Origin of the sequence: Brevundimonas sp. (genome assembly GCF_031082345.1) — a bacterium.
Taxonomy (GTDB): Bacteria; Pseudomonadota; Alphaproteobacteria; order Caulobacterales; family Caulobacteraceae; genus Brevundimonas.
The window spans coordinates 1-12,014 of the sequence record NZ_JAVHLH010000064.1; the positions used below are offsets into that span (position 1 = coordinate 1).

The 12,014-nt window shown below is 69.5% G+C and carries 12 protein-coding genes and 1 pseudogene; 6 read left to right on the plus strand and 7 right to left on the minus strand.

The window, feature by feature from the left end:
• Positions 1-71 precede the first annotated feature (71 nt).
• From plsY to ruvX, 5 genes are read right to left on the minus strand one after another with little or no spacing between them, the layout of a single operon-like run.
• Entirely contained in the window at positions 72-710 is a 639-nt protein-coding gene (gene plsY / locus RDU12_RS06120; protein WP_300291741.1) for a glycerol-3-phosphate 1-O-acyltransferase PlsY, read from the minus strand.
• A gap of 15 nt (positions 711-725) precedes the next feature.
• Positions 726-2,027 carry a dihydroorotase gene (gene pyrC, locus RDU12_RS06125; protein ID WP_300291743.1) on the minus strand — a complete coding sequence of 434 codons (1,302 nt, stop codon included), beginning with the start codon at positions 2,025-2,027 and terminating at the stop codon, positions 726-728.
• Entirely contained in the window at positions 2,024-3,007 is a 984-nt protein-coding gene (locus RDU12_RS06130) for an aspartate carbamoyltransferase catalytic subunit (RefSeq protein ID WP_300291745.1), read from the minus strand. The genes pyrC and RDU12_RS06130 overlap by 4 nt, the downstream gene beginning before the upstream one ends.
• Positions 3,008-3,030: 23 nt before the next feature.
• Complete coding sequence (locus tag RDU12_RS06135; RefSeq protein ID WP_300291748.1) at positions 3,031-3,951, minus strand: AEC family transporter; 921 nt, start codon at positions 3,949-3,951, stop codon at positions 3,031-3,033.
• Positions 3,948-4,424: a Holliday junction resolvase RuvX gene (gene ruvX, locus RDU12_RS06140; protein ID WP_300291750.1), complete on the minus strand. Its 477-nt coding sequence runs from the start codon at positions 4,422-4,424 to the stop codon at positions 3,948-3,950. The genes RDU12_RS06135 and ruvX overlap by 4 nt, the downstream gene beginning before the upstream one ends.
• A 76-nt stretch (positions 4,425-4,500) precedes the next feature.
• On the opposite strand from ruvX, the gene RDU12_RS06145 reads away from it, so the two are divergent.
• The 5 genes from RDU12_RS06145 (at position 4,501) to gatB (ending at position 8,850) form a co-directional block, all read left to right on the plus strand.
• Complete coding sequence (locus RDU12_RS06145; protein ID WP_308684271.1) at positions 4,501-5,025, plus strand: hypothetical protein; 525 nt, start codon at positions 4,501-4,503, stop codon at positions 5,023-5,025.
• Positions 5,026-5,123: 98 nt separating this feature from the next.
• The gene (gene gatC / locus RDU12_RS06150) at positions 5,124-5,411 is read left to right on the plus strand and encodes an Asp-tRNA(Asn)/Glu-tRNA(Gln) amidotransferase subunit GatC (RefSeq protein WP_300291676.1); all 288 of its coding nucleotides are present in this window, start codon (positions 5,124-5,126) and stop codon (positions 5,409-5,411) included.
• A gap of 1 nt (position 5,412) precedes the next feature.
• On the plus strand, positions 5,413-6,891 hold the full coding sequence (gatA, locus tag RDU12_RS06155; RefSeq protein WP_300291678.1) for an Asp-tRNA(Asn)/Glu-tRNA(Gln) amidotransferase subunit GatA: 1,479 nt from the start codon (positions 5,413-5,415) through the stop codon (positions 6,889-6,891).
• Complete coding sequence (locus tag RDU12_RS06160) at positions 6,888-7,352, plus strand: DUF5063 domain-containing protein (protein ID WP_300291680.1); 465 nt, start codon at positions 6,888-6,890, stop codon at positions 7,350-7,352. Before gatA ends, RDU12_RS06160 begins: the two co-directional genes overlap by 4 nt.
• Positions 7,345-8,850 carry an Asp-tRNA(Asn)/Glu-tRNA(Gln) amidotransferase subunit GatB gene (gene gatB / locus RDU12_RS06165; protein WP_300291682.1) on the plus strand — a complete coding sequence of 502 codons (1,506 nt, stop codon included), beginning with the start codon at positions 7,345-7,347 and terminating at the stop codon, positions 8,848-8,850. The genes RDU12_RS06160 and gatB overlap by 8 nt, the downstream gene beginning before the upstream one ends.
• 138 nt (positions 8,851-8,988) lie before the next feature.
• Here gatB and RDU12_RS06170 read toward each other — a convergent pair whose 3' ends face one another.
• Positions 8,989-9,672, minus strand: a complete 684-nt coding sequence (locus tag RDU12_RS06170) for a chromosomal replication initiator DnaA (RefSeq protein WP_308684272.1) — start codon at positions 9,670-9,672, stop codon at positions 8,989-8,991.
• Between the two features lie 332 nt (positions 9,673-10,004).
• On the opposite strand from RDU12_RS06170, the gene aspS reads away from it, so the two are divergent.
• On the plus strand, positions 10,005-11,786 hold the full coding sequence (gene aspS, locus RDU12_RS06175; RefSeq protein WP_300292881.1) for an aspartate--tRNA ligase: 1,782 nt from the start codon (positions 10,005-10,007) through the stop codon (positions 11,784-11,786).
• Between the two features lie 33 nt (positions 11,787-11,819).
• Here aspS and RDU12_RS06180 read toward each other — a convergent pair.
• A pseudogene (locus tag RDU12_RS06180) lies at positions 11,820-12,014 on the minus strand (pentapeptide repeat-containing protein); the annotation flags it as partial.

A 12,014-nucleotide genomic window follows, 5' to 3' on the forward strand; every position in this document is an offset into this window, starting at 1 on the left:
GCCGACCCGGTCGGTGCGCGCCAGTCGCAGCCGGGCGAACCGCTCCGTCTCCGGCAGCGGCGCCCGGTGGGTCACGCCTTCCCGGCCCCGATGCGCGGCTCGGCCCCCTTGAGCAGGCGGCCGATGTTCTGATGATGCCGCACCCAGATCAGGGCGGCGGTGAAGGCCGCGAGCACGAGAATCGGCGCGGGGGCGGGCAGGCCCAGCGCCGCCAGCGGCAGCAGGGCGTAGAGCGGCGCGGCCGCCGAGGAGACGAGCGCCGCCAGTGAGGAGATCCGGAACAGGGCCGCCACGATCAGCCAGGTCGCCCCGGCCAGCAGCCCCAGCGGCCAGGCCGCCGCCAGCAGCAGGCCGAAGAAGGTCGCCACGCCCTTGCCGCCCTTGAAGCCTAGCCAGACGGGGAACAGGTGGCCGAGGAAGGCCGCCCCGCCGGCGATCGCCCCCGCGACCTCGCTGTCGAACAGTTCCCGCGCGATCAGCAGCGCCACGGCGCCCTTGCCGGCGTCCAGGATCAGGGTGGCGATGGCCAGGTCCTTGCGGCCGGTGCGCAGCACATTGGTCGCGCCGATATTGCCCGAGCCGATGGCGCGCACGTCCTCGCCGGTCACCACGCGGGTCAGGATCACCCCGAACGGGATGGAGCCCAGCAGATAGCCGCCCGCGGCCACCAGCGCGAGCGTCCCCAGGGCCGGGCCGACCAGATCCTGCAAGTGATTCGCTCCCCTTTAGCGTGCGTCGTGGACGATGCGTCCGCCGACGACGGTGAGCAAGACCTTCCCTTGCAGACGGCGTCCGTCGAAGGGCGAGTTCTTCGACTTGGACTTCAGCGCATCGGCGTCAATGACCACCGGCGCGCCGGGATCGAACAGGATCAGATCGGCGGGCGCATCGGCGGACAACTCCCCCGCCTCCAGCCCCAGCAGGGTCGCCGGGCCGTGGGTCAGGGGGCGCAGCACGTCCAGCAGGTCCAGTCCGTCCTCGTGGTGCAGCGACAGCGCCGCCGGCAGCAGGGTTTCCAGACCCACGGCGCCCGGCGCCGCCTCGGCGAACGGCCGGCGCTTGTCCTCGGCCGGGGCCGGGGCGTGGGCGCTGGTGATGGCGTCGATCAGCCCGTCGCGCACCGCCTCGATCAGGGCCTGCCGGTCGCTCTCGGGCCGCAACGGCGGGTCCATCCGGTAGAAGGTCCGATAGTCGCCGATGTCGATCTCGTTGAAGCACAGGTGGTTGATCGACACCGAGGCCGCCACCTCCAGCCCCCTGGCCCGGGCCCGCGCCAGCGTCTCCAGCGCGCCCTCGGTCGAGATCTGGTCGACCAGGAACCGCGCCCCGGTCTGCTCGACCAGCGCCAGGTCGCGCTCCAGCTGGATGCGTTCCGCTATGGCGGGCACGGAAGCGAGGCCGAGCCGCGTCGCCAGTTCGCCCGAGGTCGCGACCGCCCCCTCGCTCAGCCACGGATCGGCCGGCCGGCACGAGATCAGGGCGTTGAACGCCGCCGCATAGCTCATGACCCGCTGCAGCATCCGGCTGTCGGCGATGACCCGGTCGACGTCGGTGAAATACAGCGCCCGGGCCTCGTCCATCAGGCCGATTTCGGCCATCCGTTTGCCGTCGCGTCCCTGGGTCGCCGCTCCCGCCGCCCGGACGTTGACCAGCCCCAGCGCCGCGCCGCGCCGCTGGATGAATTCGATCATCGCCGGGTCGTCGATGGCCGGATCGGTGTCCGGCTGGATGACGATCGTGGTCACCCCGCCCGCCGCCGCCGACAGCGAGGCCGACTTCAGCGTCTCCTTGGGCTCGGCCCCCGGTTCGCCGGTCTTGACCCGGATGTCGATCAGGCCGGGCGACAGGCACAACCCGCCCGCGTCGACGACCTCGAGGCCCGCCGGCGCTGCGGCTCCCGCGCCGTGAATGACCTCGACGATCCGGCCGTCCTCGACCAGCACCGCGCCGGGGCCGTCGTAGTCGCTCGCCGCATCCAGCAGCCGCGCGTTCAGGATGGCCAGGGTCCTGGCGCCAGGCGCGCTCATGCCTCGCCTCCCTCGCGCCGCGCCGACAGGGCCGCCAGCACCGCCATCCGCGCCGCCACCCCCATCTCGACCTGATCCTGGATCAGCGACACGGTCAGGTCGTCGGCCACGTCCGAGTCGATCTCCACGCCCCGGTTCATCGGCCCCGGATGCATCACCTTGGCGCCCGGCTTGGCCCAGGCCAGCTTTTCCCGGTCGAGGCCCCAGAAACGGAAATACTCGCGGGTCGAGGGCACCAGCGCCCCCTCCATCCGCTCCAGCTGCAGACGCAGCATCATCACCACATCGACGCCCTGCAGCCCCTCGCGCATGTCGTGGAACACCTCGCAGCCCCAGCGGTCGGCGTCGCCCGGGACCAGCGTCGGCGGCCCGATCAGCCGCACCCGCGCGCCCATCATCGACAGCAGGGCCACATTCGACCGCGCCACCCGGCTGTGGGCGATGTCGCCACAGATGGCCACGCACAGCCCGCCGACGTCGCCGAACGCCCGCCGCAGGCTCAGCATGTCCAGCAGCGCCTGGGTCGGATGCTCGTGGCGCCCGTCGCCGGCGTTGATCACGGCGCAGCCGACCTTCTGCGACAGCAGGGCCGCCGCGCCCGAGGCGCCGTGGCGCACCACCAGCACGTCCGGCTTCATCGCGTTCAGGGTCGCCGCCGTGTCGATCAGGGTCTCGCCCTTGGCCGTCGACGAGGTGCGGGGCGACAGCGCCGTCACGTCTGCACCCAGCCGTTTGGCCGCGATCTCGAACGAGGCGCTGGTCCGGGTCGAATTCTCGAAGAACAGATTCATGACCGTGCGCCCGCGCATCAGGTCCAGCGACTTCGACGATTGCCGGTTGAAGTCGACGAAGGCGTCGGCGAGGTCCAGCAACGGTGGGACGGTCGCGGCGTTCAGATCGCCTGCGGACAGGAAATGGTCGCGGGGGAACGGCGCCAGCCGCTCGTGGATCAGGTCGGTGACGGCGGCGGGCTGGGTCATCGAGGCCCGGCTATAGGGCGGACTCACAGGAAACGGAAGGCCGCGAGCAGCAACGGGATGGTGGCGGCGCTGGCGACGGTGGTGAAAGCGACCACTCCGGCCATTAGCGGCGCGTCCCCGCCCATCTGCCGCGCCAGCACGTAGGAAGCCGCCGCTCCGGGCGCCGCGCCGGCCAGCAGGGCGATCCCCTGCGCCGTCCGGTCGCCGCCCAGCCAGCCGCAGACATAGAACATCGCCACCGGCAGGATCAGCAGCTTGATCGCCGAAATGGTGAGGATCAGCACGGGCCGCGCGGCCGCATAGCGGAAACTCAGCCCCGCCCCGGCCGTGATCAGGCCCAGGGCGATCGCCCCCGGTCCCATCATCGCGAACACGCCCTCCATCAGCGGATGCGGCTCCAGCCCGCCGAGGTTCAGCATCGCCCCGACGCCGCAGGCCCAGATGATCGGATTGCGCGCCAGCGAGCGCAGCGCCAGTCGCCAGCCGCCGCCCTGGCCCGCGCCCCATCTCGCCAGCGCCAGCACGCAGATCACGTTCAGCGCCGGGGCCAGCACCCCGAACGCCACCGCCGCCGTGCCCAGACCCGCGGGACCGAACACCGCCCCCGCGACCGGCAGGAAGACGAAGCCGTTCCAGCGGATCACGCCCTGGAACACGCTGGTGAAGCCGGGGTCGCTGACCTTGATCAGCGGCTTGGCGGCCAGCGTCAGTCCGGCGACCACGAACGACACTCCGATGGTGCTCAGCGCCACCGGTCCCGCCGTGCCGGCGCTGAAGTCCGCGCCCCACACCGCCGGCACGAGAAAGGCCGGGTAGAAGATGAAATAGGTCAGCCGCTCGACCGCCCGCCAGCCGTCGTCGGCCAGCAGCCCGCGCACCTTCAGGCCCCAGCCCAGCGCGATCATGGCGAACACCGGCACGATCCCGGCGAGCAGTCCGTTCATCGGGCGGCGGCGTCCCTCAGCCGGTCGAGCGCCCCCTGCAGGATCCACGCGGCCGCCGTCCGGTCGACCACATTGGCCCGCCGCTTGCGATTCAGGTCCAGCTCCTCGATCAGGAACCGTTCCACCGCGCTGGTCGACAGCCGCTCATCCTGGAAGGCGCACGGCACGGCGCGCAGGCGCTGCAGATTGCGCGCGAAGGCGCGGCACGACTGGGCCCGCGGCCCCTCCGTGCCGTCCATGTTCAGCGGCAGGCCGATCACCAGCCCCGACGCCTTGCGCCCGTCCATCACCTTCAGCACCGCCTCGGCGTCGTCGGTGAATTTCGTCTTGCGGATCAGCACCAGCGGGCTGGCGATCATCCGCGTGGCGTCCGACGCGGCCACGCCGATGGTCTTCTCGCCGAGATCCAGCCCCAGCCATGGCGTGCCCGGGGGTGTGGAGGCGGCGAGTTGTTCCAGGGTCATGACGGTCACGGCCTGCCGGTAGGACTGGCGCGAGCCCGAGTCAAAGTGCAAAGCTTCGCGGGCGTTTGACGAGGAGGGTCGTCCGATGAAGCCGCTTCTGTTCCTCACCGCCCTGGTCGGGCTCGCCGCCTGCGATTCCGGGGTCGAAACCCGCAAGGAGGCGGTGCCCCCGGCCGAGCAGCCGGCGCCGGTCGCCGCCGTCGCGCCGCTGGCCGCCTCGGGCCCCGCCGTCACGCTCCAGCCCGAAACCGACGCCGCCCTGCAGTCGGCCGCCGCCGTGGTCCGCCTCGACGAGCTGGCGGGGCAGGGACCGCTTGCCGCCAAACTGTTCGGCACGGCCGGCGGAGACCCGGCCATGAACGGCCTCTACACCCACGTGGCCTTCTTCCAGGGCGCGGCGGACGGCTGGCGGGTGTTCCGCATCGGCGACGTGCTCGACTACCGGATCCTGTCGCAGCGGGCCGGCCGGGTCGATCTGGAGCTGGAGGAAAGCATGATGGACGAGGCGTCCGGCCGGATCGGCAGCCGCACCCGCCGGGTCATCGTCGGCTGGCCCATCGCCGCCGACGGCTCGCCCCCGGCCGAGGTCACGGTCACGCCGGCGCAATAGCGCCCGCCGCGACGTCTGAATCCTTGTGAAAGCGGGACCGGAACGCTAATCCCGCCCGTTCTGGTTTCCGCCAGGACCTCATAACTGTGGAGGGCCGCATGGCCATCGACGCCGCGACCGTGCGCCGGGTGGCGCACCTCGCCCGCATCAAGACCCCGGAAGACCGGCTGGAGCCGCTCGCCGCCGAGCTGAACGGCATCCTCGCCTGGATCGAGCAGCTCAACGAGGTCGACGTCACGGGCGTCGAGCCGATGACCTCCAACGTCCACCAGCCCCTGCGCCTGCGCGACGACGTCGTCACCGACGGGAACAAGGTCGCCGACGTCCTGTCCAATGCGCCGCGCTCCGCCGACGGCTTCTTCGTCGTGCCCAAGGTGGTCGAATAGAATGTCCGACCTGACCAAGCTCACGCTGAAAGCGGCCCTCGACGGCCTCAAGGCCCGCGACTTCTCCTCGGAGGAGATCACGAAAGCCTTCGTCGCCAACATCGACGCCGCCAATCCGCGCCTGAACGCCTATGTCGTCCAGACCACGGACAAGGCCCTCGAAATGGCCCGCGCCTCCGACGCCCGGCTGGCCAAGGGGGAGGGCGGCGCCCTCGAAGGCGCGCCGCTGGGGATCAAGGACCTGTTCTGCACCGACGGCGTCCAGACCACCGCCGGCTCCAACATGCTGCGCGGCTTCGTTCCGCCCTATGAGTCCACCGTCACCGCCAACCTGTGGCGCGACGGCGCGGTCATGCTGGGCAAGCTCAACATGGACGAGTTCGCCATGGGCTCGTCGAACGAGACCAGCGCCTTCGGTCCCGTCGTCAATCCGTGGAAGTCCAGCGCCTCCAACGCCGACCTGACCCCCGGCGGCAGCTCCGGCGGCTCGGCGTCTGCCGTCGCCGGCGACCTCTGCCTGGCCGCCACCGCCTCGGACACCGGCGGCTCGATCCGCCAGCCCGCCGCCTTCACCGGCACGGTCGGGGTCAAACCCACCTACGGCCGCGCCAGCCGCTTCGGCATGGTCGCCTTCGCCAGTTCGCTGGATCAGGCCGGCCCGATCGCGAAGACGGTCGAGGACGCCGCCATCCTGCTGCGTTCGATGTGCTCCTTCGACCCGAAGGACTCCACCAGCCTCGACGTCGAGACCCCCGACTGGACCCGATCCCTGAACAAGGGCGTCCGCGGCCTGCGCATCGGCGTGCCGAAGGAATACGTCGTCGACGGCATGCCCGCCGAGATCCAGGCCCTGTGGGACCAGGGCGTGGCCTGGCTCAAGGCCGGCGGCGCCGAGATCGTCGAGATCAGCCTGCCGCACACCAAATACGCCCTGCCGGCCTATTACATCATCGCTCCGGCCGAGGCCTCGTCCAACCTGGCCCGCTACGACGGCATGCGCTTCGGCCACCGCGCCGAGGGCGCGACCTCGCTGACCGACCTCTACGAGACCAGCCGCGCCGAGGGCTTCGGCAAGGAGGTCCAGCGCCGCCTGACCATCGGCGCCTACGTCCTGTCGGCCGGATTCTACGACGCCTACTACGTCCGCGCCCTCAAGGTCCGCCGCCGCATCGCCATGGATTTCGACGCCGTCTGGGACCGCGTCGACGCCATCCTCACACCCTCCACCCCCTCGGCCGCCTTCGCCCTCGGCGACCGGCAGGTCGACCCGCTGCAGATGTATCTGAACGACATCTTCACCGTCACCGCCAACCTCGCCGGCCTGCCCGGCATCTCCGTCCCCGCCGGCCTCGACAAGGGCGGCCTGCCGCTCGGCCTCCAGGTCATCGGCAAGGCGCTGGACGAGGCGACCGTGTTCCAGGTCGCCAGCGCGCTGGAAGACGCGGCGGGGTTCGTCGCGAAACCGGAGAAGTGGTGGTGACCACTCAGGCGTGGTGGGCGGGCGCGAAGGCGCAAATCGGCCGCTTCACCGACTTGGCCCTTGATGGCGGAGATGAAAAAACGCGGCTGGGCGACTTGGCTGTGGCGCTGGATTCTCTAGTCGCCACCTACAACACCGCGCCCCTGACTGAGCCGGGCGAGGATGATCTGCCGCCAGAGGCCGAGTTTCACCCGAGCTATGATCGGATCGGGGCAGCCTATCCCGAACTTGGCTACTACGCCGATGTTGACCCAATTTTTGCCGAACGCTCTGAACCGCTTTTGGCTGACGCCATCGATGACTTGATGGACATCTGTCGCGACCTCGCAGAAGCGAAATGGCGCGCGGAGAATGTCAGCGTCGAAGACGCCGCTTGGCATTTTCGGTTCTCCTACCAAATCCACTGGGGCAAGCATCTCCACCGCCTCAGAACGCATCTTCACTGGAAGCTCTATGACTGACGCACCGGTCTCCCCCTCCAAACTCATCCAGGGCCGCACCGGCCTGTGGGAAATCGTCATGGGGCTGGAGATCCACGCCCAGGTGGCGTCCAAGGCCAAACTGTTCTCGGGCGCCGCCGTCGGCTTCGGCGCCGGTCCCAACGAGCAGGTCTCGCTGGTCGACGCCGGCTTCCCCGGCATGCTGCCGACCCTGAACAAACTCTGCGTCGAACAGGCCGTCCGCACCGGCCTCGGCCTCAATGCGCAGATCAACAGGCGCAGCCAGTTCGACCGCAAGAACTATTTCTACCCCGACCTGCCGACCGGCTATCAGATCAGCCAGCTCTATCACCCGATCGTCGGCGAGGGCGTCGTCGAGGTCGAGGCCGAGGACGGCTCCTTCTTCAACGTCGGCATCGAGCGCCTGCATCTGGAACAGGACGCGGGCAAGCTGATCCACGATCTGTCGCCGACAGAGTCCTATGTCGACCTGAACCGCGCCGGCACGGCCCTGATGGAGATCGTCTCCCGGCCCGACATCCGCTCGCCGGAAGAGGCGGTCGCCTACGTCAAGAAGATCCGCACCATCCTGATCTATCTCGGCACCTGCGACGGCGACATGGAGAAGGGCAATCTGCGCGCCGACGTGAACGTGTCCGTCTGCCGCGAAGGCCAGTACGCCAAATACAAGGCGACCGGCGACTTCAGCCACCTCGGCACGCGCTGCGAGATCAAGAACATCAACTCGTTCCGCTTCATCAGCCAGGCCATCAACTATGAGGCCCGGCGCCAGATCGAGATCCTCGAGGACGGCGGCAAGATCGATCAGGAGACCCGCCTCTACGACCCGACGGCCGGCGAGACCCGCTCGATGCGCTCCAAGGAAGAGGCGATGGACTATCGCTATTTCCCCGACCCCGACCTGCTGCCGCTCGAGATCGAGCAGGCCTGGATCGACGAGATCAAGGCGAACCTGCCCGAACTGCCCGACGCCAAGCGCCGCCGGCTGATGGCCGACTACGGCCTGTCGCAGTACGACGCCGTGGTGCTGATCTCGGAACAGGCCAAGGCCGACTATTTCGAGGCCGCCGCCAAGGGCCGAGACGCCAAGCTGGTCGCCAACTGGGTCACCAACGAGCTGTCGGCTCGCCTGGCGGCGAATGATCTGGACTTCGACCAGAGCCCGGTCCCGGCCGCCCATGTGGCCCAGCTGGTCGAGCTGATCGAGACCAACGTCATCTCGTCGAAGATCGCCAAGGAGGTCTTCGACCACGTCTGGAACGGCGAGGGTTCGCCGGCCGAGGTCGTCGAGAAGCACGGCCTCAAACAGGTCACCGACACCGGCGCGATCGAAAAGGCCATCGACGACATCATCGCCGCCAACCCCGACAAGGCCGCCGCCGTCGCCGAAAAACCCCAGGCCCTCGGCTGGTTCGTCGGCCAGGTCATGAAGGCCACTGGCGGCAAGGCCAACCCGGCCGCCGTCAACGACATCCTGAAGGCCAAGCTGGGGCTGTGAACCCTTTCCTTCTCCCCTTGCGGGAGAAGGTGCCCCGGAGGGGCGGATGAGGGGTCTCTCCGGCCCCTCCCGCGCGACCCCTCATCCGTCCTCGCTCCCGCTCGGCCACCTTCTCCCGCAAGGGGAGAAGGGATGTCGTTACTCAAACAGCTCCCCGCTCTCCGGCGCGCCCTCGACCACCGCCCGCGCCAGCGCCCGCGTCACCGGCCGGTGCAGGGCGTCCAGCCGTTCGACCACATCAGCCGCCGCCGCCGCCGACCGGTCGATGCGCCGCAGCAGATAAGGGATGACGTCCCCGGCCGGGCGGATGCCGCGCTCGGCGAACCGCGCCTCCAGCATGGCCGCCAGCACGGCGTCGTCCGGAGCCTCCACCGCGACGGTGCGGACGGCGTCCAGCCGCGAGCGCAGGTCGGGCAGGGCGGACGACCACGCCGACGGCGGCTCGCGCGCGATCAGCAGCAGGGCCCCGCCCGGCGACTGGGCCAGGTTGATCAGGTGAAACAGGGTCTCGTCGTCGGCGTCGCAGGCCCGGTCCAGCAGCACCGGCCGACCCTCCAGCTCCAGCGGATCGATCAGCGCCGCTTCGGCCCCGTGCAACGCGGTCGCGCCGACCCGCTCGGCCCAGATCTGCCCCAGCCGGCTCTTGCCCGAGCCTTCGGGACCATGGACCGCCATCACCCCGCCGATCAGATTGGGCCAGTCCGCCAGCGCCTCGACCGCCGCCCGGTTGCTGTCCGAGACCACGAACCCTTCCGCGCCCTCGGGCAGGTCGCGCTGCAGCGGCAGGCGCATCTGGTCGGGGGGTGAGGAGCGGGCGGTCATCCCGTTCATCATAGCAGAGCTGGCGGCCTGTCTCCTCTCCGGGGCGGATCGGCGGTGCACAGACCCTCCCTGCTTGTGGATGCATCGCCCCGTCGCATGCGTCCGATTCTGACGCACCGGTCGGCCATACTGTCCCGGTCGGCCGCCAGGGGGCAGGGATGGGTAGACGAGGTAGACGAGATACACCGTGTTTTTTTCGGGCCGGAGTCTACCTTCGGGTTCAGCCGGCGCCGGCGGAACGGCCTCCAGCCTTGACTTTCGGGGGCGATAATGCGCCCTTCCGGCCTCCCGATTTGAGGCCTCTTCGGCCCGTATTCCAAGACGAACCGCTCATGCACGCCTACCGCTCCCACACCTGCGGCGCCCTCCGTTTGGCCGACGCCGGATCGAACGTCCGTCTGTCCGGCTGGGTGCACCGCAAGCGCGACCACGGCGGCCTGCTGTTCGTCGACCTGCGCGACCACTACGGCCTGACCCAGTTGGTCCTGCACCCCGAGACGCCGGGCTTCGAGGCCGTCGAACGCCTGCGCGCCGAGAGCGTCATCCGCATCGACGGCGAGGTCGTGGCCCGCGAGGCCGCGGTGGTGAACCCCAACCTCCCGACCGGCGAGATCGAGATCCGCGTCGCCGCCGTCGAGGTCCTGTCAGAGGCCGCCGAACTGCCCCTGCCGGTCTTCGGCGAGCCGGAGTACCCCGAGGAGCTGCGCCTCAAGCACCGCTACCTCGATCTGCGGCGCGAGACCCTGCACAAGAACATCGTCCTGCGCTCGAAGGTCATCCATTCGATCCGCCATCGCATGGTCGAGCAGGGCTTCCTCGAGTACCAGACCCCGATCCTGACGGCCTCCTCGCCGGAAGGCGCGCGCGACTTCCTGGTGCCCTCGCGCCTGCACCCGGGCAAATTCTACGCCCTGCCGCAGGCCCCGCAGCAGTTCAAACAGCTGCTGATGGTCTCCGGCTTCGACCGCTATTTCCAGATCGCCCCCTGTTTCCGCGACGAGGACCTGCGCGCCGACCGTTCGCTGGAGTTCTACCAGCTCGACGTTGAGATGAGCTTTGTCACGCAAGAGGATGTTTTTGCTGCGATAGAGCCCGTCATGCACGGCGTGTTCGAGGAGTTCGCCGACGGCAAGACGGTCGATCCCTATCCCTTCGTGCGCATCCCCTACCGCGAGGCCATTTCCCTGTTCGGCACCGACAAGCCGGACCTGCGCAACCCGATCGAGATGTCCGACGTCAGCGACCATTTCCGCGACGGCGGCTTCGGCCTGTTCAACAAGATCCTCGCCGCGGATGCGAAGAACGCCGTCTGGGCCATTCCGGCCCCGACCGGCGGCTCGCGCGCCTTCTGCGACCGGATGAACTCCTGGGCCCAGGGCGAGGGCCAGCCCGGCCTCGGCTACATCTTCTGGTCCGAGGACCAGGGCGCCTGGGGCGGCCCGATCGCCAAGAACCTCGGCGCCGAGGCGACCGACGCCCTGATGAAGTCGCTGGCCATGGGCAAGGGCGACGCCGCCTTCTTCGCCGCCGGCGACCCGTCGGTGTTCTACAAATTCGCCGGAAACGCCCGCACCAAGCTGGGGCAGGACCTCAACCTGATCTCGGACGACGAGTTCAAATTCTGCTGGATCGTCGACTTCCCCATGTTCGAGTGGTCCGAGGAAGAGAAGAAGGTCGACTTCTCGCACAATCCCTTCTCGATGCCGCAGGGCGAGATGGAGGCCCTTCAGACCAAGGACCCGCTCGACATCCTCGCCTACCAGTACGACATCGTCTGCAACGGCTATGAGTTGTGCTCGGGCGCAATCCGGAACCACAAGGCCGAGATCATGCTCAAGGCCTTCGAGATCGCCGGCTATGACGCCTCGGTGGTCGAGGAGCAGTTCGGCGGCATGCTCAACGCCTTCCGCTATGGCGCGCCGCCGCACGGCGGCCTGGCCCCCGGCATCGATCGCATCGTCATGCTGCTGGCCAACCAGACCGCCATCCGCGAGGTCATCGCCTTCCCGCTGAACCAGCAGGGCCAGGACCTGCTGATGAGCGCCCCGTCTGACGCGGCCGAGCGTCAGTACAAGGAACTGCACATCCGGCCCGCCCTTCCGCTGAAGGGCTGAAACGAAAAGGCCCCGCCGGAGCGGGGCCTTTGATCACCGGCCGCTGCTGGCGACCACGATGTTGCGGCTGCGCGGCGGGACCGGCGGGACCGGCGGCCTCGGCGGGGTGGGAACGGCCCTGACGCTGCTCACGCCGCGGCAGGCCCGCGCCGTCAGATTGCCCGGCAGGCGCGTGCCGGCGTCGCCGCAGGCCCGGGCGACCTGCGCCTGGCTCAGGCCCCGCGCGCG

Coding starts and splice junctions, on each gene's coding strand:
- pyrC (WP_300291743.1), bottom strand. CDS start 2,027: ATGAGCGCGCCTGGCGCCAGGACCCTGGCCATCCTGAACGCGCGGCTG.
- RDU12_RS06130 (WP_300291745.1), bottom strand. CDS start 3,007: ATGACCCAGCCCGCCGCCGTCACCGACCTGATCCACGAGCGGCTGGCG.
- RDU12_RS06135 (WP_300291748.1), bottom strand. CDS start 3,951: ATGAACGGACTGCTCGCCGGGATCGTGCCGGTGTTCGCCATGATCGCG.
- RDU12_RS06145 (WP_308684271.1), top strand. CDS start 4,501: ATGAAGCCGCTTCTGTTCCTCACCGCCCTGGTCGGGCTCGCCGCCTGC.
- gatC (WP_300291676.1), top strand. CDS start 5,124: ATGGCCATCGACGCCGCGACCGTGCGCCGGGTGGCGCACCTCGCCCGC.
- gatA (WP_300291678.1), top strand. CDS start 5,413: ATGTCCGACCTGACCAAGCTCACGCTGAAAGCGGCCCTCGACGGCCTC.
- gatB (WP_300291682.1), top strand. CDS start 7,345: ATGACTGACGCACCGGTCTCCCCCTCCAAACTCATCCAGGGCCGCACC.
- RDU12_RS06170 (WP_308684272.1), bottom strand. CDS start 9,672: ATGACCGCCCGCTCCTCACCCCCCGACCAGATGCGCCTGCCGCTGCAG.
- aspS (WP_300292881.1), top strand. CDS start 10,005: ATGCACGCCTACCGCTCCCACACCTGCGGCGCCCTCCGTTTGGCCGAC.